Source organism: Ochrobactrum sp. S1502_03 (assembly GCF_044435015.1).
GTDB lineage: Bacteria > Pseudomonadota > Alphaproteobacteria > Rhizobiales > Rhizobiaceae > Brucella > Brucella chromiisoli.
The window spans coordinates 1-21,856 of record NZ_JAYEXN010000047.1 but is presented as its reverse complement, the minus strand read 5'-3'; the positions used below and the strand labels follow the sequence as shown (position 1 = coordinate 21,856).

Here is a 21,856-nt window from a genome sequence, read left to right as displayed (position 1 = left end):
ACTCTGGTCGGGCTACGCCCTTCCGACGTTCCCCGATTGCGGCATAAACTGGCCTGATTTTACACCGCCATTTGGCCTGTTTTTATTCCGCCGTTGACATTTGTGAACGCTTCACAGTCGGATATTCGTATCCTTGGATTATTGTTTTTCCTGCATCCGCACCAAGCGGGCAATCAGATCATTGAATGGCGCTTCGATGCTGCGTTCACGGGAACGGCGGGCGACGTAACCGTTCAAGGCGTCTATTTCGGTGCGCGCACCCCGTTCGACATCCGTCTGAATGTCTTCGCTTTCTGCTAAAGCCAACACTTCAGCGGCAATGCGCATTGCCATATCTTTCCCAAGCTCCTGCGCCAGAAACCCAACCGTTGCCTTGCCCAGAAGCGCTGTAGCGTTGACAGTACAATTGAAGGCCGCCTTTTGCCATATTTGCTTTGCGGCATCATCGGTAAACCAAGGCAGATATTGAGCCAATCGCTTGGCAACCTCAACCGAGGGGCCGCACGGTGTTGTAATGCTGTCTCCAGTTTTCGATGATGATCTTCGCCTCCTTAAGTGTGTAGAAGATTTCGCAATAGCCGCTTTCCCACGGACTGCCCGGCATGATGTAGGCGGTTTTGGCATCGACTGCTGCGATCCACTTACGAATGTGCAAACCCAAAAAAATTGATCGGTGTCATCCACACTGCGCCAAGATTTAAATCGCTCATCAAATGCAAGATATTGATATGGCATTCGCTATAAACTTAGCTGAAGTTTGTATGACCCCATTTTGGATAGTTACCGCGCATGATCAGGGCCAGTCGGCATAGGTTGCATTCGCTACCGCAACTTCTTTCTGCAAGCGTGAAGCCACGCGAAACCGGCTCGGGGCCTGGTTCATCCCCTTGTGGAAAAAACGGCTGAAATTATTGGCATCTGTAAAGCCACATGCATAAGCTATTGCTGAAATAGATTCATCCGTGCGTTCCAGCCGCATAACAGCCTCACGCAGCAACCGCTGATGCACAAGCTGCAACGGTGTTCGCCCCAGCTTTCGCTGACAAATACCGTATAAGCGATCATATCCTATCTCCAGAAGCTTCGCATAATCAGCGATCGAGAGATGATGTCGAAAATGTAATTCAACCAGCCTACGAAAAGCCCGCAACTGCTCCACCTCACTCACACTGTTATGTTTTGCCTGGCTGTTATGTTTTGAATGTATGTCGTCCGGCCTCTCGCGCCACAGAGCAATCAGCATCAAGCGTATCCAGGCAACGATTGCGATCTGCGAACCGGCAAGCCCCGCATTCACCTCCCTCTCTATATTGCGCGCAAGCATCATATATGTCTCAGCCATATGATCCAGAGACGGATGAAAAACTCCATTTTCTTCAAAAAGCTCTCGCAGCATGATCGATTCCGCACTGCGGCCAACCAATTCATCGGCAATGGTTTGCGGGATGGTGAAGATATAGCCCATTGATCCGGGGCCAAAAAACACAAGACTGCGGTGTGTGTTTTGAAACAACCAGACCATTGGAGCGGCATATGTCAGCCTATCCTGCTCCGCGTTCTCAAAATGCAGCTCTCCCGATGAGAGTAAAATAAGACATGTCTGCAACGCATCATCATTTGCAGCTAGACGGCGCGATATTCCACGCAATGTCGGATCAATTTTCTCAGCCTTAATCATCCGGCTGCGCTGATCAATTATAGATGCCTGTTGCATGTCTTTAGCCGTTATATCCATCACACCCAAACAGCCGGAAATTGATATATTTTTACAAGATTATGATATTCCTTATCAAAGGTAAATCATGATTATACTGTTGATGTGCGTGCACCTAAGCGGGAAACCGTATCAGACTGGGAGGGTCTGGTTGCACGAAACGCTTGAGGAGGATGGATGACCTACAATGCGCGACAGCGTCCGCCTTGCATGAGCTTTCTGCAAGGTGAGATCGGTATGTTTGATCGTATAGATCCCGTCTTGGGAACGGTCGCCTATTCGGCACCTGATTGCACAGCAGCCGATGCAGTCTGTGCTGCAAACTCTGCTGCGCGCGCCTTTTCTGACTGGTCGAAAACTGCCCCTCAAGAACGCCGCCATATCCTGATGGCCACTGCAAAACTGATTGGCCAATATCAAGATCGAATAACATCACTCATGATGGCCGAAATCGGCGCAACGCATGAATGGATTGCGATCAATATTCGATTGGCCCAAGAGCATTTTGAAGAAGCAGCCGCTCTGACCACACAGTCTGCGGGCCGCGTCACTCAAGACATGAAGGCGTTTTCTTTTCGCGAACCGGTCGGTGTTTGCTTAGCGATTGCACCATGGAATGCGCCGCTTGTGCTTGCCTCGCGCGCTGTCGCAACCGCACTGGCACTTGGCAATTCTGTCGTGTTGAAAGCCTCTGAACTTTCGCCGGGCACGCATCTGCTGATCGGTGAAATTCTAACCAAAGCCGGCCTGCCGGAAGGTGTGTTGAATATTGTCACCCACCGATCTGATAATGCATCGCAGATCATGGAGACGCTCATCTCTCTGGAAGCTGTGCGCCGTATCAATTTTACCGGATCAACCCGTGTCGGACGTTTGATTGCAGAAATGTCAGCGCGTCACTTGAAGCGCTGCTTGCTGAAATTAGGTGGCAAAGCACCCTTCATCGTATTGGATGATGCAAACTTGGAACTGGCGGCCGAAGCCGCAGCTTTTGGCGCTTTCATGAATCAGGGCCAAGTGTGCATGTCCACTGACCGGATCATCGTGCTGGATGCTGTAGCGGATCGCTTTGTTGAGATGCTTGTTGAAAAATCCAGAAAATTGCGCGCCGGAGATCCGCGAAGCGGCAAATGGGCGCTTGGTCCGCTCGTGAGCGAGCAGGTCGCAAGACGGCTTTCAGAGCTGATAGTGGATGCAGAGAAAAAAGGGGCCGATATTGTCTGCGGCGGTCAGGCGAATGGTGTTTTCATGGACGCAACCGTGATCGACAATGTTGTGCCGGGAATGGCCGTCTATGCAGAAGAATGCTTTGGGCCGATTGCAACAATTTGCCGGGCATCATCAGAAAAAGAGGCCATTTTTATCGCCAATGATACTGAATATGGTCTTTCAGGCGCAGTTTTTGGCCGCGACATTCAGCGTGCCATGGAGGCTGCTCGCCAGATCGATGTCGGCATTTGCCACATCAATACAACCACTCTTCATGACCGTGCCGACATGCCCTTTGGCGGCGTAAAAGCAAGTGGTTACGGACGTTTTGGTGGCCTTGCGGCCATTGATGAATTTACCGAAACCCGTTGGATTACTGTCAACTCCAGCGCTGAACACACACTTTGGGAACCTCATTCCTGAGCTAAACAATCAATCTGGCTACACCATATTGGCTGCCCAGTCCTGACAAGAAGGATGATAAACATGATGTTATTTGGTAAAAAGATCGTCGTGACCGGTGTCGCGAGCGGAATAGGACAACGCACGGCAGAGCTTGCTCTCCACCTCGGCGCCGAAGTGATCGGCATTGACAGAGCCAAACCAGAACAGCGTTTTGGTGAGTTTTTAGCCGGCGATCTTGGCACGTTCGATGGTGTTAAAGCCATTATCGATGCAATACCGGATGGTTTTGACGCATTGTGCAATATCGCGGGCGTATCCGGGCAGACAGGTGCCGCACATACTTTGGCAGTTAACTTTTTCGGTCTGCGCGCCCTCTCAGAAGGTCTCGCTCCGAAAATGCGTGAAGGTGGCTCCATTGTAAATGTCGCCTCAATCGCTGGATATGGCTGGCGCTCAAATGTCAGCCGCGCCAAGGGCATTGCGCACAGTCAAGGCTTTCCCGATCCTGCGAAGATCGTCGCTGAATATGAAATTCCGAACGATGCCGGTTATCCGGTTTCAAAGGAAGCGCTGCTCGTTTGGAACCAGCTTGCTGCACATGATCCGCAATTCCGCTCACGCGGAATCCGCGTCAATGCCGTATCTCCGGGGCCAGTCACCACGCCAATTCTTACCCAATTCCGCGACACGTTGGGAGATTCGAGGGTCAATGCCGATATAGACCGGGTTGGTCGCGCCGGAACTGCCGGTGATATTGCGCCGATTATTCTGTTTCTTTGTTCAGATGCCGCACGTTGGGTAACAGGTGCCAATATTCCTACGGATGGTGGACTTGAAGCATCTGTAAATACCGAATTCTTTGGGCTTTGAAGGAGGCAAAACCAATGAAAATAGACCTTTTGATTAATGGTGCCGCGGTAAAGGCAACAGGAAATCGTAGTTTTGAACGCCGTGATCCGGTGACAAACCAAGTCGCAACAACCGCGGCAGCCGCCTCGGTTGAGGATGCATTGGCAGCGGTTGCGGCTGCGGCTGAAGCATTTCCTGCATGGTCGCAAACTCTGGTGGGTGAACGGCGCAAACTGCTCAACCGTGCCGCTGATATTATGGACGCGAAAGCACCTGAATTCATCGCCGCCGCAATCGCAGAAACCGGCGCAACCGCCCCCTGGATCGGCTTCAATGTCACACTTGCAGCCAATATCCTGCGCGAAGCGGCATCGATCGTCACCCAGATCGGTGGTGAAGTGATCCCGTCAAACAAGCCCGGCACCCTTGCAATGGCAGTCAATCGTCCCAAAGGCGTTTGCCTCGGCATCGCCCCATGGAATGCGCCTGTCATTCTTGGTACGCGTGCAGTTGCCATGGCGGTTGCCTGTGGGAATACTGTTGTTCTGAAATCGTCAGAACTCTGCCCTGCCACCCATCATCTGATCGGCAGCTGCTTTGCTGAGGCCGATTTCCCGGCTGGTGTTGTGAATGTGATCTCCAATGCGCCGGAAGATGCGGCTGTGCTCGTTGAAGCCTTAATCCGCGCGCCGGCTGTGCGCCACGTTAATTTCACCGGCTCCACAAAAGTTGGTCGTATCATCGGCCGTCTTGCGGGTGAAGAACTAAAGCCCGCCCTGCTTGAACTGGGTGGCAAGGCGCCATTTGTTGTCCTTGGTGACGCAGATATCGATGCAGCAGTCAATGCGGCTGTTTTTGGTTGTTTCATGAACCAGGGCCAGATTTGCATGTCAACGGAACGCTTGATCGTCGATGCCAGCATTGCCGATGAATTTGCAAGCCGTTTGGCCGCGCGCGCGGCTCAGCTGCCTGCGGGCAATCCACGCGAACATGTGGTTCTGGGTGGCCTGTGCACTCCGGGCGCTGGCGAAAAAATGGATGAGCTGATTGCTGATGCCGTTTCAAAGGGTGGCAAGCTGCTGGCAGGAGGCACCCGTAATGGTGCCATCGTGAGCGCAACATTGATTGACCATGTTACGCCAGAAATGCGAATTTATTCTGAAGAGAGCTTTGGCCCTGTTAAGCCGATCATCCGTGTTAATGGTGATGCAGAAGCCATTTCTGTGGCAAATGACTCAGAATATGGTCTCTCTTCCGCGGTCTTTTCGCATGATCTGCAAAGAGCCATGGCGGTGGCCAATCAAATTGATACGGGCATTTGCCATATTAACGGCCCAACCGTTGGTGATGAAGCACAAATGCCATTTGGTGGTGTCAAAAATTCCGGCTACGGCCGCTTTGGTGGCAAGGCTGGCATCGCAGAATTTACTGATCTGCGCTGGTTGACGGTTGAAGATCCGAAACAGCATTATCCATTTTAAGCATAAAGCGGCAGTTTCATCTGCCGCATCAAAAAATGCCGGGAGCCATGTCGTTCCGGGCATTGCTGCCTTTCGGAAACAAAGCCGCTGCATGAAGAGCTGGTCTATGCCGATTCTAATCGCAGCTTCGTGCTTTGTTCCATACGCAATGCCAGCCTCAGTCGACACTAGCTGTAAGTGCCGCTAACCGACGGGCCGGAAAGCTGGAGCGACGATGCCTTCTGCGACGCGTTGCGCCGCCGTCTGCCAGTGAAACTGGCAGACACCCGAGAGACTGGTCCGTTAATCGAAAAATCCATCGCACTCGCCGAAAACTATGTCGGCCTGCCCTACTGATTAGGCCAGCATAGCAGCAAGCTCTGCCTGCGTTTTTAAAAGCGCAGGCAGATAACGCTCGACAATAGCCGTCATGGGTTCTGCCGTGGCGGCAAGCCCTACATTAAGCGCAGCGATCGTTTTGCCGCGTGATGTATGCAGCGGCACCGCAATAGAACGCAACCCTGTTTCCACTTCCTGATTGATGGTTGCAAAACCGTGTTGGCGCACCTCATCCAGCGCCGCCATCAATGCGGCAATCTCTGTCACAGTGCGCTCGGTACGTGCAATGCGCGGAGAGGCTTCCAGCAGTTGCGCAGCCTTTTCATCCGTCTGCGCAGCCAACAAGACACGCCCCATTGAGGTACAATAAGCTGGTAGTCTTGAGCCGGGCATCAAGGCAATGGACATGACCCGGCTCTGGGCAGCACGCGCCACATAGACAATTTCCCATTCATCAAGGATTGACACCGATGTGCTCTGACCGATCTCTTCAGAGAGCCGGTCAAGTGTCGGCTGGACAATGCGCGGCAGCGGCATGGTGGCGAGACAGCCCGTGCCAAGCCTGAGAATGCGTGGCGTAACAGTAAAAAACTTGCCGTCATAAGCGGCATAACCAAGTTCCGAGAGCGTCAACAAACAACGCCGTGTTGTCGCACGGTCAAGACCGGCAATTTCCGCCGCCTCAGCAATGGAAAGGCGTGGCCGTTCGGCGCTGAAGGCCTCAATCACTTTCAGCCCTTTGGCAAGACCGCCCATGATGTCGCGTTCTTTTACGGGCATTGCACTCTCCATTCTGTGCGATAATCGAACAAAAATCATATAACGCACAAATGGGTTGCCGTCGAGCGGCTCTCGGCCTTAGTTTCAACGCCATCACGGAGGGTTCAAGCATGGACAAGACAATCACCAGCGCGGCGGAAGCTGTTGCCGGGATTAATGATGGTGCAACCGTTATGATTGGCGGCTTCGGCGGCTCCGGCGCGCCGATCGAGTTGATTCACGCCCTAATCGACAAAGGGCCAAAAAATCTCACCGTCATCAATAATAATGCGGGCAATGGCCGCATCGGCATCGCCGCAATGATTGATGCGGGAATGGTCAAAAAGATGATCTGCTCGTTCCCGCGGTCTTCTGATCCACGCGCCTTCACCGAGGCCTATCTCACAGGCAAGGTGGAGCTGGAACTCGTTCCCCAAGGCACGCTTGCCGAGCGCATCCGCGCTGGCGGCGCTGGCATTCCCGCCTTTTACACCCCCACAGGCTACGGCACAGAACTTGCGCAAGGCAAGATCATCGCCGAATTCGACGGGCGCTCTTATGTGCAGGAACGCTGGCTCAAGGCCGATTTCGCTCTCATCAAAGCGCATGTCGGCGATATCCACGGCAACCTCACCTATAATAAGGCCGCACGCAACTTCAATCCGCTAATGTGCATGGCCGCTGCCAAAACCATCGTGCAAGTCTCGAAACTCGTGCCGCTTGGCGGCATTGATCCTGAGCATGTGATCACACCCGGCATTTTTGTCGACAGCATCGTCGAGATTGCCAATCCGCAACAGGAAGAAATCCTCATTCGGTCGGGAGCCGTTTACGCATGACCGTTGAAACATCTCAAGAGCTCAAGCTTTCCAACGCCCAGATCGCCTGGCGTGCAGCGCAGGACATCCGTGACGGCGCCTATGTCAATCTCGGCATCGGTTTTCCGGAAATGGTCGCACGCTACCAGCCACCCGGTCGGCAGGCGATCTTCCATACCGAAAACGGTATTCTTGATTTCGGCGAACCACCAGCTGAGGGCGAAGAAGACTGGGATCTGATCAATGCTGGCAAAAAGGCCGTAACGCTGAAACCCGGTGCTGCCTTCTTCCACCATGCAGATAGTTTCGCCATGGTACGCGGCGGTCATCTGGATGTAGCTATTCTTGGCGCTTATCAGGTCGCGCAGAATGGTGATCTTGCTAACTGGCGCGTTGGCTCCAAGGGGGTACCTGCTGTGGGTGGCGCCATGGATCTCGTGCATGGTGCCAAGCAGGTCTTCGTGATCACCGAACACGTCACCAAAGACGGTAAGCCGAAACTGGTAGAAGCCTGCACCTTCCCACTGACTGGCGTCGGCTGCATCACCCGTATCTATACCAGCCTTGCGGTGATCGACATCGTCGATGGTCATTTCGTATTGCGTGAGAAGCTGCCGGGCATCTCCTTTGACGAGCTTCAGGCCAAGACGGGCGCAAAGCTGCACACCGACGGCCCCGTCGCCGATCTTATCGCCCCGAAACTTTGAGGATAGCTCCATGACCGAAGTCTTCATCTGCGATTATATCCGCACGCCGATTGGCCGCTTTGGCGGTGCATTATCATCGGTACGCGCCGATGATCTTGGCGCCGTGCCGCTCAAAGCGCTTCAGGAGCGCAATCCGTCACTTGATTGGGAGGCTGTTGATGATGTGATCTTCGGCTGCGCCAACCAGGCTGGCGAAGATAACCGCAACGTTGCCCGCATGTCGCTGCTTCTGGCAGGCCTGCCGGTTTCCGTCACCGGCACCACCGTCAACCGTCTTTGCGGTTCAGGCATGGATGCGATGATCATCGCCGCACGCGCCATCAAGTCCGGCGAAGCCGAATTGATAATCGCCGGTGGTGTGGAAAGCATGAGCCGTGCGCCCTTTGTGATGCCGAAAGCTGACGCAGCCTTTTCGCGCAAGGCGGAAATTTATGACACCACCATCGGCTGGCGTTTCGTCAATCCGGTGATGAAAGCGCTTTATGGTGTCGATTCCATGCCCGAAACCGGCGACAATGTTGCCATTGACTATAAAGTCTCGCGCGAGGATCAGGACGCATTTGCCGTCCGCAGTCAGGAAAAAGCCGCAGCAGCGCAGACCAATGGTCGCCTTGAAAAGGAAATCGTAGCGGTCAGCATTCCCCAGAAGAAGGGCGATCCGCTCAGCGTGACAAAGGACGAGCATCCGCGAGCTACCAGCCTCGAAGCGCTCGCCAAGCTGAAACCGGTGAACCGCATGGACGGCGCAACCGTCACCGCTGGCAATGCCTCAGGCGTTAATGATGGTGCGGCAGCACTGATCATCGGCTCGGCAGCGGCAGTGAAAAAATACGGCCTCACCCCGATTGCCCGCATCACTGGCGGAGCAACGGCAGGTGTTCCACCCCGCGTCATGGGTATCGGTCCGGCTCCTGCTTCGAAGAAACTGCTGAACCGCCTTGGCTGGAAGGCCGATGACCTTGACGTCATTGAGCTGAATGAAGCCTTTGCCTCCCAAGGCCTTGCAACGCTCCGCCAACTCGGAATCGCCGATAACGATCCGCGTGCGAATCCGAACGGTGGGGCGATTGCGCTTGGGCATCCGCTCGGTATGTCCGGTGCCCGCATCGCTGGCACGGCAGCACTTGAATTGTCGCTAACCGGAAAATCAAAAGCACTCGCCACCATGTGTATTGGCGTTGGTCAAGGCATCGCTATCGCACTCGAAAAAGCTTAAGCTCTCTTTTCAAGTACATATTTTAGTGAAGCGCCGTTCTGCATAAACAGAACGGCGCTTTTATTTTATTGTGGATAGCTTTTCTCAATAGCTACTCTAAACTATGCGTTTTCAGAGGTTGCTTTAACTGTACGGCATCCCATGCCAAAATGGAATTATAATTCCCATCAGAGAACGCGAGACCACCGTTTGCTTGCAGGTCAAGTGGACAGGTTTGATTGTCGGCGATGTGCGGCCTTATTTCTAGCGCCTTGTTATAAGTTTATCTCACGCCATTGCGTTGGTCACCGCATCATCGCAGCAACATTGCCGCCATCGACTGTGATCACCGCACCCGTTGATGTGCGTGCGGTAATAAGATGCAGAAATGCCTGCGCCACGTCATCCGCCAGTACTTCGCGTTTAAGAAGATTGCCACGCATATAAATCTCCGGTGTGACGCCGCGCGCCTGTGCACGTTCCTCAACCATCTCGTCAGTCATCAACCCCGTGCGGATGCGATCAGGATTAACGGCATTGACCGTAATTCCGTCAACAGCATGTTCGAGAGAATATTGGCGCATCAACGCCATCAAGGCCGCTTTTGATGTGCCATAAGGGCCAAAATCCGGACCTGGATTGACCGCCTGTTTGCTCACATTGAAGACGATGGAACCACCGGTCTTCTGTTGCTTCATAACTTTGACTGCCGCGCGTGCAATATAGTGATGGCTCCAGAAGTTGAGATCAAAGGCGCGTTTGAAAAGCGCATCATCAACCGACTCCAAAGCCCCCTGAAAAGCCGCCCCGGCATTGGAAACCAGAATATCGACACCGCCGTAGAAGGCCGCAATTTCGGCCATCGCCTTTTCTGCGGCCAATGGATCCGTCAGGTCGCAAGTCACAGCCTTGCCACCCAATCGCCTGGCTTCTGCAGACACGCGCTGCGCATCAATATCGATCAGTGCGATTTCAGCGCCCTGTTCTTTCAGGCGCTGCGCAATCGCAAGACCCAGACCACCGGCACCCCCGGTGATCACCGCGACCTGCCGCGTCAGTGGCTTCTCGGTTTGTTTGGCAAGCTTTGCCTGCTCAAGCGACCAGTATTCGATGTCGAACAGGTCTTCCTCGCTCAAGGCTTCAAACTGGTCAATTCCTTCTGCACCGCGAATGACTTCTATGGTTGCTTCTGCAACATCCGCGCCGATACGGGCTGCCTTTTGTGTCGGCCCCGCAGCAAACACGCCAATCCCATCGACATAAAACACCCGTGGCATCGGATCGAGCATGGTTTTACCACCGCCGACCCGGGCATTGTTGCGCTCAAAATAGCGCGTATAGTCAGCCACATAAGCTGCAACAGCCTCTTTAACCTTTGCCGCCCATCCCTCAAGATTATTTGCCAGCGGAGCGGGTAAAGCCACGCCGTAACGCTTGATATGGATCACATGTTCAGGCGTTGCATTGCCGCGACGCACCAGATCAGCAACGTTTGGAGCACCACAGAAATCAAGGATTTCACTATTGGAACGATGCTCGATAATGAAACGTCGCGGCTGACCTTCTTGGCTGCCTGCAAGCGCAATCGCGCCACGCAGGATAGGTGCAATATCTGAAACCGACGCCAGTTCCTGCGCTTGTTTTTTGCTACTGGCCTGACCAAAAGGATGTGGATTGCCCTGCGCAATGCGCTTTTCAGCGCGGTCGATCGCCTCGATCATATTCTCATACGCAATACGCGGGTCTTCAGACCATGTGAAGATGCCGTGCTTGAGCAGGATCATGCCCGGTGCCTCCGGGCGCTCTGAAAATGCCTTAAGGCAAGCCTTTGAGAGATCGAAACCCGGCATGACATAGGGCACAATGATCATTTCGGGGAACAATTCCCGGATAAGCGCTTCGCCGTTGGGTTGGTTTGTCAGTGCGACAATCGCATTGGCATGCGTATGATCGACATGTTTAAATGGCAGAATTGCATGAAGAATGGCTTCAACCGACGGGTTGGGCGAAGAAGGATCAAGCAGCAACCGGCGCTGCAGCATCACCATGTCATCATCGCTGAGCGTTTCATAATTCACCATGGCTTTCAGACGCTCAAGGTGAAGGGCTGGCAGACCAGCGGGCTCGATTTTACCCATATCCCAGCCACTGCCCTTCACGCAAAGCACGTCAACCGGGGTGCCATCATGATCGCTCAACGTCGTCTTGACCGACGTGTTGCCACCACCATGCAAAACAAGCTTTGGTTCGGAACCCAGCAAACGTGTGGTATAAGTGCGGATGGCAACATCGCGATTGATGCCTGCTTTTTCATAGGCACCGACGATTGCTGTAAAATCCGCATCTGACCAGTTCGATTTCATCTGCCAGGCTCCTCAGTTGGCAATCTGCGGCCACAACAGCGCAGACATAGACAAGCTTCCATGGGAAATAGTTTTCCCATGGCATAACAATGATTTATGAAGATAGCTCCTCAACTGTATACAATTGACACTATATGCTGACATTAGTCAACTTGATTGATTGTCTTATTGATTAAAAGCTTTTTCTGTGCGACTCAGATTCACACTAAAAACAGGAAATGAGTATGACATTGGACGATCTGACGCCGTCTACGCATGCCATCCCGGCTGAATTTGATGACGCCATCGTCTGGGCTGCCTGGCTCTATTATGAAGACCAGCTCACCCAGAACGATATTGCCAAGAGAATGGGCGTATCCCGGGCCACAATCGTCAATTATCTGCAGGAAGCACGACAGCGCGGTGTCGTGCGAATTCTGATGAATTCGGAAATAATGGCGCGCACCGAGATCGCCCATAAACTGGCCGCGCAATATGGGCTTGAAGAAGTGATGGTCATTCCAAGTGATCAGAGCGCTTCTACAGACATGCGTTTACAAGCGCTTGGAACCGGGGGGGCGCGTCTCGTTGAGCGCATGGTAAAACCCGGCGATACAATATGCGTTTCCTGGGGCCGCACTGTGCTGGCCTTGGCGGACGCGATCAGTCTGCCGCGTCCGTTAGAAGGCTTGCAGGTGGTTCAGGTGACGGGATCATCCATTGGCAAGCGGGAATTTGCGGCGGAGCTCTGTGCATCAATCATGGCACGCAACATCGGAGCGACGAGTATTAATATGCTCGCTCCCGCTGTGTTAAGCAGTGCCGGCCTGCGTGATGCTCTGATGGGCGAGCCCGCTTTGCTCAAACAGTTCGAGCTTATCGCACAGGCAGATATGATCATTTTTGGCGTCGGCACACTGTCTTCGGAAAGCACGATGCGCATTGCCGATGTAACCAGCAATGAAGAAATAGACGCTTATGCAAAAGATGGAGCGGTTGCCGTTCTGATCTGCCGCTTTCTCGATGAAGCTGGCAAACAGGTTGTTCGCGCGCTGGACAAGCGTGTGATCGGGATTGAGCTTGATGAATTGCGCGGGGTTCCACGCAGGCTTTGTGTTGCAGGCGGCGCCAGCAAAGTCGAGGCCATCCATGCCGTCCTGACAGGCGGCTATGCCACGCATCTGGTGACAGATTTCGAGGCCGCCAGACTTTTACTTTCGAGATAGAGCGCATCCCGAAAAGTATAAGACGGTTTTCGGGTAAGATGCGCGTTCAAAAATCTGGTTAGAGCATCGCTTTGATTAAACAGGTGCGGATTGGAAACCGACATCCGCACCCTTCAGGTTTAATGCTTGATCGGTGTTGTGTTCATAAAGGCAAGCGTATCTTCAAAAGAGCGAATGCCCGCATCAGAACCAAGCCCGGTGGCAACCAGTGCTGCCGATGACTGCGCGAAATTCAGCGCAGTTTTTACATCCATCTTGCGATGAAGCGCTGTGATAAACCCTGCATCAAAAGCATCGCCGCAACCGGTTGTATCGACAACTTCGATCTCGAATGCAGGCTGATGTAAGATTTCGCCAGAAGCGGCCATATAACAAACACCCTCTCCACCAAGCGTGAAGACACAGTGCTTGACACCCTGATCAAGGAAAAAGCGGCCTGCTCCTTCCACATCGTCAGCACCTGAAATCTGCTTGGCTTCCTCAATCGAGGGCATAAAATAATCAATATAAGGGAAAAGCGGTGCAATCAGATCAAGCGTGCCTTCATTGGCACCCAGAAGATCGAAAGTCGTGGTGCGACCACGTGCTTTTGCCTCGGCAAGTAATTTACGGCTGGGCTCACCATCGAGTTTTGCCAGAAGACCCGTACCACCCAGATGAATAATGGGCGGTGCAAGAACGGCATCCAGCGCTTCATCGGCAACTTCAAAATGATCCGAGGCGCCACGCGCATGAAGCGCAGGACGATCACCATTGCGGCGGATATTCAGAATTGACGCCGATGTCGGAACACCTTTGAGACGCTGCATCTGTGCTGTATCGACACCAAAACGTTGCAGGGTTGCCAGCACAAAATCAGCCTTTTCATCATCACCCACCGCACCAACCGCCAGACAATTGAGCCCAAGCTTTGCGAGATCGACAACGGTTCCACCTGCAGTTCCGGCAACGGTCAACCGGATTTCATCAATGAAATCCACATTGCCACCCTGCGGAATTGCATCAACAGGACGTCCGAGAACGTCGAGAATATAAAGTCCGATAACAGACACATCGTGAGACATAAAATCCTCCCAGATTACGAGCAGCAAAGCGCATAATTTTATTGATTAGCTGCGATTGCGCAGCGCGAAAATTGTGCCCGCAAGCAGAATGAAGATGCCGATAATGGCAAGTTGCAGCGTGCTGGGGATACCGACGAAAATCAGCACATTGCTCACCAATGTGATCAGAAAAACGCCGAGCAACGTGCCGATAACCGAGCCGGAGCCGCCGGTAATGCGCGCACCGCCAAGCACAACCGCAGCAATGATCTCAAGCTCCATCCCCGCAAGATCAAAGGGGTTGGCCAGACGATTGCTCGAAACATGCACAACGCCTGCAATACCAGCCAAAAGGCCTGCATAGGCAAAGACGAAAATACGCACACGAAACAGGTTGATACCAAGGCGTTCAGCAATCGACGGATTGCCACCAACCGCGAAGATCGCGCGGCCCATCAGCGTGCGCTCGAGAATAAACCACGTCACAAAAGCCGCAACAACCAGCACCAGCACCGTGGCAGGCAGCACCGAAACGACACCGTTTGATGCCTGATGTGTAAACAAGGACGCCTTGCCGAAAGCATCCATTGCCGCTGGAATATTCATGAAAAGTGCTGTGCCAACGAAGGTTAGCAGAAAGCTTCTGATGACATATTGCGTGCCGATGGTGACAATCAGCGATGGCGCATTCAGCTTCTGCACGAGAAAGCCATTGAGCGCGCCAAAACAAGCGCCGCCCATCGCAGCCAGCACCAGAATGACCGCCATGGGCATGTCCGGAAACCAGTTTGTCACCAGCATCGTCAAAGCATACATCACGAAGGCAGCGATTGCAGTAAAGGATACGTCGATACCGCCAGATGCAAGCACCACAAGAACACCCATGGCAAACAGACCACGCACCACAGAAGCACGCAGAATATCGACCATATTGCTCATCTGAAGAAAATCAGGGTTGGCAGCAATAACAATCAGACAGGTCACAACCACCAGCAACAGCGTGAAGAGCTCTGGCCTTGTTCCCATCAAATCCCATGCTCGGAGCAAAATGCCCCGGTTCTGAACACCGGATTTTTCTGCCGATACGCTATCGGTCATTGCGCGATCTCCTTTGCAGGGCTGGCCATGGATGCATAGATCGCGTCTTCAGTCAGTCCATCGGCATTGTGTTGCGCAACGATCCTGCCCTGGCGCATGACCAGAATACGATCACAGTTCTGCAAGAGTTCGGGCAAGTCGTCGCTGATGATGATCACACCCATGCCATCGTCCGCTAGACGCTGGATGATGCGAAAAATCGTGTCTTTTGATCCCACATCCACGCCAACGGTCGGCCCGTGCAGGATAAGCAGTTGCGGATTGATTGTCAGCCAGCGGCCAATCAGCACGCGCTGTTGGTTGCCGCCAGAAAGCGATTGCACAGGGATGGAAACATCGGGAGCTACAATCTGAAGATCGGCAACGCTGTCTTCCGCAACTTTTCGCGCTCTGCGCGCACTGATCACGCCCAGCGCATTGCGCAGGCGGTCCAGAATTGGCAGCGTTATATTCTCTTCAATCGGCTTTTCGAGAAAAAGCCCTTCCGTCAGCCGGTCTTCGGGAACATAGCCAATACCGTATTTGATAGCGTCAGCGGCAGACTGGGGCGCGATTTCCTTGCCGTTGAGCGTTATCTTTCCCGACTGCGCAGGCACGACGCCGGACAGGGCTAAAGCAAGTTCATTGCGCCCTGAATCAAGCAGCCCCGTAACGCCCAGAATTTCCCCTTTTTTCAAGCTGAATGAAACAGATCCAAAATTCTGTTCATCGCCAAGCTGATCGACATCGAGCATCACCGCGCCAAGTTTCGGTTCAGTGCGATAGCGCATTTCGCTGATCTCGCGGCCTGTCATCCAGTGACTGAATTCAGCCTTGGTGTGGGTAGCAACGTCAAGTTCAGCCACCTTCAAACCATCGCGCATGATAATCGCACGGCCACCAAGGGATTTACACTCATCAAGCTTGTGCGTCACAAAGAGCACGGCAACGCCTTTGCTCAGCAGCTTTTCCACCACCTGCAAAAGATTGACGACTTCCTGTCGTGTCAGCGAGGTGGTCGGTTCATCCATGATAACCAGACGCGCCTCCGAAGCAACGGCACGGGCAATTGCGATCAACTGGCGCGTGGCAAGCGGCAACGTATCGGTACGGCGCTTTAAGAAGGCGGCATCTGTCGGCAGGTGAACTTCTGCCAGCGCGCGGCGTGCCGTTTCCTGCAATGCCTTGATATCAAGCCTGCGCGCAAGCTTGCCGGAGGCTTCGACAAGCTGTTCGGTGAAGGCAACATTTTCCGCCACAGAAAGGTTGGGCAGCAAAGACAGGTCCTGATAAACTGTCTCAATTCCCGCCCGCAAAGAACCGATAGCACCAATGTCGCCAGCACGGGCGCCAGTTGGCTCGCCATCAATGAAAATCTGTCCTTCATCAGCGGGTTGAGCGCCGGATAGAATCTTAATCAACGTGCTCTTGCCACAGCCATTCTCACCCATCAGATGGTAGATCTGGCCTGCTTCAATCACCAGGCTGACTTCTTTAAGTGCCTTGACCCCGCCAAAGGATTTCTTGACGTTTCTGATTTCAAGAAATGGCGGCACTGATGCAGTTTTTGAATTTGTGGCGTGCATGAAAAATTCCTGAAACTCTCAGACTTTTTAAGATGTGCAATCGCTTCAAACGCTCACCTTGGAGCGCTGGTCACGCTGATTTTATCAGACCAGTGCACTGGACCGGGGCTGTCGTGGTGCAAAACAGCCCCGGAACGCTATCGATTGGGCTTATGCGATATTAAAACGGATAGTCCTTATAGTTGGACTTATCGACATCCACCCAAGCCTGACCCTGAATGATGACGCCCTTGCCAGGCCCCTTTACCACGGTCACCTTTTCATAGCCGGGAACACCAAGGTCCATTCCGTCCTTGATTTCCTGACCCTGCAGAACCAGATCAGCGACCTTGTTCATCACATAACCGGCATCCTTGGGGTCCCAAAAGAAGATTTGATCCACCGCGCCGGTATCAAGATAAGGACCGCTATCTTTTGGCAAACCAAGGCCATAAACGCAGGTCTTATCCTGAAGCCCTGCTTCTTCAACCGCGCGGCCAATACCGATCACGTCAATCGCAGACGATCCCTGAAAGCCCTTGATGTCGGGATATTTACGCAGAATTTCCTTGGCCTTCTCATAGGCCTTGTTGGCATCGTTGAAGGACTCATTCTTTTCGGCAACCAGTTCCATTTCCGGATACTGCTTTGCATTTTCAGCACCCGCATCCACCCACTGGTTGTGGGTCAGACTACCCAGCGAACCCACAAATGAAGTCCACTTGCCAGACTTGCCCATGCAGTTTGCAAGCGCTTCATTGATGCGTTTGCCAAAAGCCTTGTTGTCAAACGCTTCAATGTCGACATCGACATTGGTCAGGCTATCGCCTTCATGGGCAATAACCTTGATACCACGCTGTGCTGCACGACGCAGAACGCCTTCAAGGGCAGATGGGTCCATTGGCACGACCGCAATCGCAGAGACATTCTTGGCGACAAGGTCTTCAAGAATGCGTGCCTGCTGAGCCGCATCAGCCTTTGCTGGGCCGACCTGGTTTGTGATGACATTGGGGTTGTCTTTGCCATAAGCATCGACGCCTTCGTTCATGCGGGTAAACCAGTTTTCGCCGGTAACCTTCACAACCGTTGTAATCGTCGGCTTGTCTTGCGCGATGGCAGTTCCGGCCATCATTGCGCCTGCGAGCATTGTGCACGCCATAAGTTTTGAAAGTGTACGCATATTTCTCCTCCAATGATAAAAGATGCTTATTCTCGAACGTCACTCCTTTGGGCCAGCACGTTTCCTCCCGGCTAAACCCATAAGAGAATTGATCATCGTCTCAGCCGAAACCAGTAACCGAGGTGCACACGGGCCGATGCCAGCAAAACCAAAAGCAAAACGCCCCACGCCAAATCGCGGAAAAAATTGGAAATGTTCATGAAATTGAACAGGCTTGAGAGAATCTGAAGGGCTGTTGCAGCGAGAAGCACGCACAGCACTTTGCCGTAACCACCTTCAGGCTTTACGCCGCCAAGCACCGCGATCAGGATTGCAATAAGCACATAAGAGCCGCCGTAATCCCATTTTACCGAAGAGTTACGGGCCGCAATGATAATACCTGCAACCGAAGCCAGCACACCGCAGAGCGTATAGGTGACAAGCAGCATACGCTTTTCGTTGATGCCGCCATAGCGTGCCGCCTTGGAATTGCTGCCCAACAGCATCAACTTGACACCGAACGGGGTATATTTGAGCAAAAATGCCAGCAATGCAGCGATAGCCAGAAACAGGGCAAAGCACATCGGGATGCTCAGAATTGGCATATTGCCGAAATTATCGAGCGGCTCGATATAGCCCAGGCTGATCGCAGAACCATTGGTGAGGAATACCGCAAATCCGGTAAAAACAAGCTGCGTTCCAAGCGTGGCAATCAGCGGCGTGAGACGCGCATAGGCAATCATGATGCCGTTGATAAATCCGCCCAGCAGTCCCACGCACAACGCCAGACCAGCGAAGACCCATGAAAAGAGAAGCGGTGCATCCGCGACCGGAATGAAATTACGTGTGAGCAAAAAAGCGATGATACCTGCCAGATTGGCAAGTGCGATGCCCGACAGATCAATGCCGCCATTTCCCGAAATCATGGCGAGCATGACACCGAGCGCCAGAAGCCCGAGTTCGGGAACCTGCGATGCCATGGACTGCAAATTATAGCTGTCCATAAAATTCGCGCCGGCAAAAATGGCCCCGGCAGCGAGCACAGCAATATTGATCAAAAGCAGAAAAAGCGTCTGCCTGTCCACGCTATTCGATGACACGTCATCTCCTCCCAATATCGAGGGCTCCCACCCTCAAATGAACTGGTGCTACCAAGCTCATAGGCTATATGCCACTTGACTCTGACATTTGTCAGTAGTCACTATCGTTTGTCAACACTTTTCGGTTCGCAACCTGAAACCCCTTGTAATCAAGCGTTTCCGATCAATTTTTCTGAGAGGCCTGACGTGGTTCGATTGTTGCTATATTTTGTCGGCCGCTCATTTTTTGACATTTGTTAAATAATAGCCGAATTTTTTCAGAGATTGCAAATTGTAAAATTGCGGGTGATTGAATCCGAAACAAAATAGCGGATGCGAGCTTTCGGGACCCACATAAATTTCATTTGAAACCACCATCAGCGCCTTGCGCAGAGCCATCGCAAAAGCGCACAAACCTCAGTTCAGCCAGCTTGCAGACTTGCTTAAACAGCTTGACAGGTTCTGCCGCAAAGTTTTTGTCACGTTAAAAGCGGCCAGATCTTGGGACGCACTTATGCTGCGCGTTCCGCAAAGGCTTTGAATGGCGAGCGATTGTCATTTGCAAATTGTTTCTTGCGTATCATATGCGCCACTTCGCTGCCCGTGACTTTAACCGTGCTGTTTTAAAGCATGCGCTTTGGCCAGAGCTTCCTGAAGATCACGATAGGAAACTGGATAACGCATATAAAAAGAAAACGGCGTGCAGGATGACACTTTTGGGAAAACTGTGCCCCCTAGCAATCCAATATCGTTGATATCCTATCGCCGCGATATTACCATTCTCAATGGAAATATTGGCCCAAATCGGGCCAATTCTCAGTCGTAATCAACAGCCAAACCGTCAAACGGTCATACCGGCCAGGTTCATCAAGAGGCGAAAGAGAAGCGCGACGATTGCCAGTGCCACCACGCTGCCAGTCCAGATCAGAACCATCCAACCAACACGCCGCAGCCACAGTTTCTGATGGTGAGGAGCGTCGGCCATTAGTGATATCCTTCCCCCACCTTAACCTTGCCTCGGAACACATAATAGGACCATGCGGTGTAGGCGAGGATGAACGGAATGATAAACAACGCTCCGACCAGTGTGAAACCCAGGCTTTGAGGGGGCGAGGCAGCATCCCATATTGAGATAGCCGGCGGGATGATGTTCGGCCACAAGCTGATTGCTAGTCCCGAATAACCTAAGAACAACAGTAAAAGCGAAAGCAGGAATGGTGCGGCATGGCTTTTGCCTGACAAGGTTTTCAGAAGAATCCATGTGGCTAAGGCAACCAGTATGGGCACTGGCATAAAGAAGAACAGGTTCGGCAGTGCGAACCAGCGCGCTGCAATGTCAGGGTTGGCATATGGCGTCCAGAGGCTGACAATCACGATCGTCACCAGTACTGCTACGGTAATCGGGCGGCCAAGTTGTCGCATACGCTGCTGAAGAGCGCCCTCGGTTTTCATCACAAGCCATGTCGCTCCGAGCAAGGCATAGGCGAGCAACATGCCGACACCCGTGAACAGGCTAAACGGTGTCAACCAATCAAACATACCGCCAACATACGAACCGTCCCGGACTTCGAAGCCGTTGATAAAGGCGCCAAGCGCAAGTCCTTGGGAAAAAGTGGCAATGTAGGAACCCCACATGAAAGCCTTATCCCAGAACGCCTTGTGCCCCTCATCCGCCTTGAAGCGAAACTCGAATGCCACGCCTCGCCAGATCAGACCCGCCAACATGAGAAGAAGCGGAAAATATAGGGCGCTAAGGATAACGGCATAAGCCAGCGGGAAGGCGCCCAGCAAAGCAGCACCGCCCAGCACGAGCCAGGTCTCGTTTCCGTCCCAGACAGGCGCAACGCTATTGACCATAGCGTCGCGGTCGTCCCGGTTGCGAACGAAAGGGAACAGAATGCCAATGCCAAGATCGAAACCGTCCATGATGACATACATCATAAGACCGAAGCCGATGATAAGCGCCCATATAAGAGGAAGATCAATGCCCATATTTTTTCTCCTCTTTAAACAATCGTTGAGTCAATATTATCGGGAGCAGCTGACAAGGGCCGCGCTGGCCGTTGAGACTGGCCCGGATCACGCGGCGGGTTTGCGTCTTCACTCTTGGCAGGCCCTTTGGTGACCAGCTTCAGCATATAGCTGACACCCGTACCAAAGACGGCGAAGTACATGACCATGAAGATGATCAGTGTGGTCGATAGTGCGAGCGCCGAATGGTTCGACACCCCATCCGCAGTGCGCATCACGCCATAGACCAGCCAGGGTTGGCGACCGATTTCGGTCGTGTACCATCCCGCCAGAATTGCGATCAGACCCGATGGCCCCATCCAGATTGCGAAGCGCAGGAACCATTTTTGTACATATAGCCCACTGCGCAACCGCAACCAGACGCTCCAGACACCGAGCAGGAGCATGAGCATGCCAAGACCGACCATGATGCGGAACGACCAGAACACCACCGTTGAATTCGGGCGATCTTCACGGGCGAATTCACTTAGCCCCGGATACTGCCCGTCAAGGCTATGCGTCAGAATGAGCCCACCCAGCCTTGGGATCTCAATTTTGTAGAGGGTTTCCTCGCTTTCCATGTCCGGCCAGCCGAACAAAATGAGCGGCACACCAGCGCCTGGCACATTTCGCCAATGGCCTTCCATGGCTGCGACCTTTGCGGGTTGATGCTCAAGCGTGTTCAGGCCATGCAAGTCACCAATAAAGATCTGTACGGGCGTAACCGCCAAAATCATCCACATGGCCATGGAGAACATTTTCCGCACGCGCGCATCTCTGCGACCTCGCAGCAGATGCCACGCTGTCATTAAGCATGGAATAAGGACCCCATTTGAGGGGTTATCGGCATCCAAACGGGACCCCTTATTTAAAGGGTAACATGACCTTCGATTTCAATCG

The 21,856-nt window shown here is 53.0% G+C and carries 20 protein-coding genes and 2 pseudogenes; 8 read left to right on the top strand and 14 right to left on the bottom strand.

The window, feature by feature from the left end; genetic code table 11:
* Positions 1–138: 138 nt before the first annotated feature.
* The 3 genes and pseudogenes from VBH83_RS17975 to VBH83_RS17965 all read right to left on the bottom strand — a co-directional run bounded on the left by VBH83_RS17975 (position 139) and on the right by VBH83_RS17965 (position 1,465).
* Positions 139–474 (bottom strand): ketopantoate reductase family protein, encoded by a 336-nt coding sequence (locus VBH83_RS17975; RefSeq protein WP_265985985.1) that lies wholly within the window; start codon positions 472–474, stop codon positions 139–141.
* 22 nt (positions 475–496) lie between these two features.
* Positions 497–664: pseudogene (locus tag VBH83_RS17970) on the bottom strand (IS3 family transposase); the annotation flags it as partial.
* A gap of 129 nt (positions 665–793) precedes the next feature.
* Positions 794–1,465 (bottom strand): helix-turn-helix transcriptional regulator, encoded by a 672-nt coding sequence (locus VBH83_RS17965; RefSeq protein ID WP_396998949.1) that lies wholly within the window; start codon positions 1,463–1,465, stop codon positions 794–796.
* Between the two features lie 426 nt (positions 1,466–1,891).
* Between VBH83_RS17965 and VBH83_RS17960 the strand changes: the two genes are divergently transcribed.
* From VBH83_RS17960 to VBH83_RS17945, 4 genes are all read left to right on the top strand, one after another.
* The gene (locus VBH83_RS17960; RefSeq protein ID WP_265985989.1) at positions 1,892–3,346 is read left to right on the top strand and encodes an aldehyde dehydrogenase family protein; all 1,455 of its coding nucleotides are present in this window, start codon (positions 1,892–1,894) and stop codon (positions 3,344–3,346) included.
* Positions 3,347–3,412: 66 nt separating this feature from the next.
* A complete protein-coding gene (locus VBH83_RS17955; protein WP_265986012.1) occupies positions 3,413–4,198 on the top strand; it encodes a coniferyl-alcohol dehydrogenase in 786 nt (261 codons plus the stop codon).
* Between the two features lie 14 nt (positions 4,199–4,212).
* Positions 4,213–5,658, top strand: coding sequence for an aldehyde dehydrogenase (locus VBH83_RS17950; RefSeq protein ID WP_265985991.1), 1,446 nt, complete (start codon positions 4,213–4,215; stop codon positions 5,656–5,658).
* A gap of 177 nt (positions 5,659–5,835) precedes the next feature.
* Positions 5,836–5,994: a hypothetical protein gene (locus VBH83_RS17945; RefSeq protein ID WP_265985993.1), complete on the top strand. Its 159-nt coding sequence runs from the start codon at positions 5,836–5,838 to the stop codon at positions 5,992–5,994.
* On the opposite strand, the gene VBH83_RS17940 is transcribed toward VBH83_RS17945, so the two are convergent.
* Entirely contained in the window at positions 5,995–6,756 is a 762-nt protein-coding gene (locus VBH83_RS17940; RefSeq protein ID WP_265985995.1) for an IclR family transcriptional regulator C-terminal domain-containing protein, read from the bottom strand.
* Between the two features lie 110 nt (positions 6,757–6,866).
* Here VBH83_RS17940 and VBH83_RS17935 point away from each other — a divergent pair, with 110 nt between their 5' ends.
* From VBH83_RS17935 to pcaF, 3 genes are read left to right on the top strand one after another with little or no spacing between them, the layout of a single operon-like run.
* Complete coding sequence (locus tag VBH83_RS17935; protein ID WP_265985997.1) at positions 6,867–7,574, top strand: 3-oxoacid CoA-transferase subunit A; 708 nt, start codon at positions 6,867–6,869, stop codon at positions 7,572–7,574.
* On the top strand, positions 7,571–8,260 hold the full coding sequence (locus VBH83_RS17930; protein WP_265985999.1) for a CoA transferase subunit B: 690 nt from the start codon (positions 7,571–7,573) through the stop codon (positions 8,258–8,260). The genes VBH83_RS17935 and VBH83_RS17930 overlap by 4 nt, the downstream gene beginning before the upstream one ends.
* Before the next feature lie 10 nt (positions 8,261–8,270).
* Positions 8,271–9,476 (top strand): 3-oxoadipyl-CoA thiolase, encoded by a 1,206-nt coding sequence (gene pcaF, locus VBH83_RS17925; protein ID WP_265986000.1) that lies wholly within the window; start codon positions 8,271–8,273, stop codon positions 9,474–9,476.
* Positions 9,477–9,760: 284 nt separating this feature from the next.
* Here the strand turns inward: pcaF and VBH83_RS17920 are convergent, their stop codons facing one another.
* A complete protein-coding gene (locus VBH83_RS17920; protein WP_265986963.1) occupies positions 9,761–11,818 on the bottom strand; it encodes a bifunctional aldolase/short-chain dehydrogenase in 2,058 nt (685 codons plus the stop codon).
* A gap of 224 nt (positions 11,819–12,042) precedes the next feature.
* On the opposite strand from VBH83_RS17920, the gene VBH83_RS17915 reads away from it, so the two are divergent.
* Positions 12,043–13,023 (top strand): sugar-binding transcriptional regulator, encoded by a 981-nt coding sequence (locus VBH83_RS17915; RefSeq protein ID WP_396998948.1) that lies wholly within the window; start codon positions 12,043–12,045, stop codon positions 13,021–13,023.
* A gap of 119 nt (positions 13,024–13,142) precedes the next feature.
* Here the strand turns inward: VBH83_RS17915 and VBH83_RS17910 are convergent, their stop codons facing one another.
* From VBH83_RS17910 to VBH83_RS17870, 9 genes and pseudogenes are all read right to left on the bottom strand, one after another.
* A complete protein-coding gene (locus VBH83_RS17910) occupies positions 13,143–14,087 on the bottom strand; it encodes a carbohydrate kinase family protein (protein WP_396998947.1) in 945 nt (314 codons plus the stop codon).
* Between the two features lie 45 nt (positions 14,088–14,132).
* Entirely contained in the window at positions 14,133–15,164 is a 1,032-nt protein-coding gene (locus VBH83_RS17905) for an ABC transporter permease (protein WP_265986958.1), read from the bottom strand.
* Positions 15,161–16,729 carry a sugar ABC transporter ATP-binding protein gene (locus VBH83_RS17900; RefSeq protein WP_265986956.1) on the bottom strand — a complete coding sequence of 523 codons (1,569 nt, stop codon included), beginning with the start codon at positions 16,727–16,729 and terminating at the stop codon, positions 15,161–15,163. Before VBH83_RS17900 ends, VBH83_RS17905 begins: the two co-directional genes overlap by 4 nt.
* A 160-nt stretch (positions 16,730–16,889) precedes the next feature.
* Positions 16,890–17,888 (bottom strand): substrate-binding domain-containing protein, encoded by a 999-nt coding sequence (locus tag VBH83_RS17895; protein WP_265986954.1) that lies wholly within the window; start codon positions 17,886–17,888, stop codon positions 16,890–16,892.
* A 92-nt stretch (positions 17,889–17,980) separates the two neighbouring features.
* Positions 17,981–18,967, bottom strand: a complete 987-nt coding sequence (locus VBH83_RS17890) for an ABC transporter permease (protein WP_265986953.1) — start codon at positions 18,965–18,967, stop codon at positions 17,981–17,983.
* A gap of 491 nt (positions 18,968–19,458) precedes the next feature.
* A pseudogene (locus tag VBH83_RS17885) lies at positions 19,459–19,548 on the bottom strand (IS6 family transposase); the annotation flags it as partial.
* 239 nt (positions 19,549–19,787) lie between these two features.
* A complete protein-coding gene (locus VBH83_RS17880; protein WP_265986952.1) occupies positions 19,788–19,931 on the bottom strand; it encodes a DUF2474 domain-containing protein in 144 nt (47 codons plus the stop codon).
* Positions 19,931–20,938: a cytochrome d ubiquinol oxidase subunit II gene (gene cydB / locus VBH83_RS17875; protein WP_265986950.1), complete on the bottom strand. Its 1,008-nt coding sequence runs from the start codon at positions 20,936–20,938 to the stop codon at positions 19,931–19,933. The genes VBH83_RS17880 and cydB overlap by 1 nt, the downstream gene beginning before the upstream one ends.
* Before the next feature lie 14 nt (positions 20,939–20,952).
* The gene (locus VBH83_RS17870; RefSeq protein WP_396998946.1) at positions 20,953–21,765 is read right to left on the bottom strand and encodes a cytochrome ubiquinol oxidase subunit I; all 813 of its coding nucleotides are present in this window, start codon (positions 21,763–21,765) and stop codon (positions 20,953–20,955) included.
* Between the last annotated feature and the right edge of the window lie 91 nt (positions 21,766–21,856).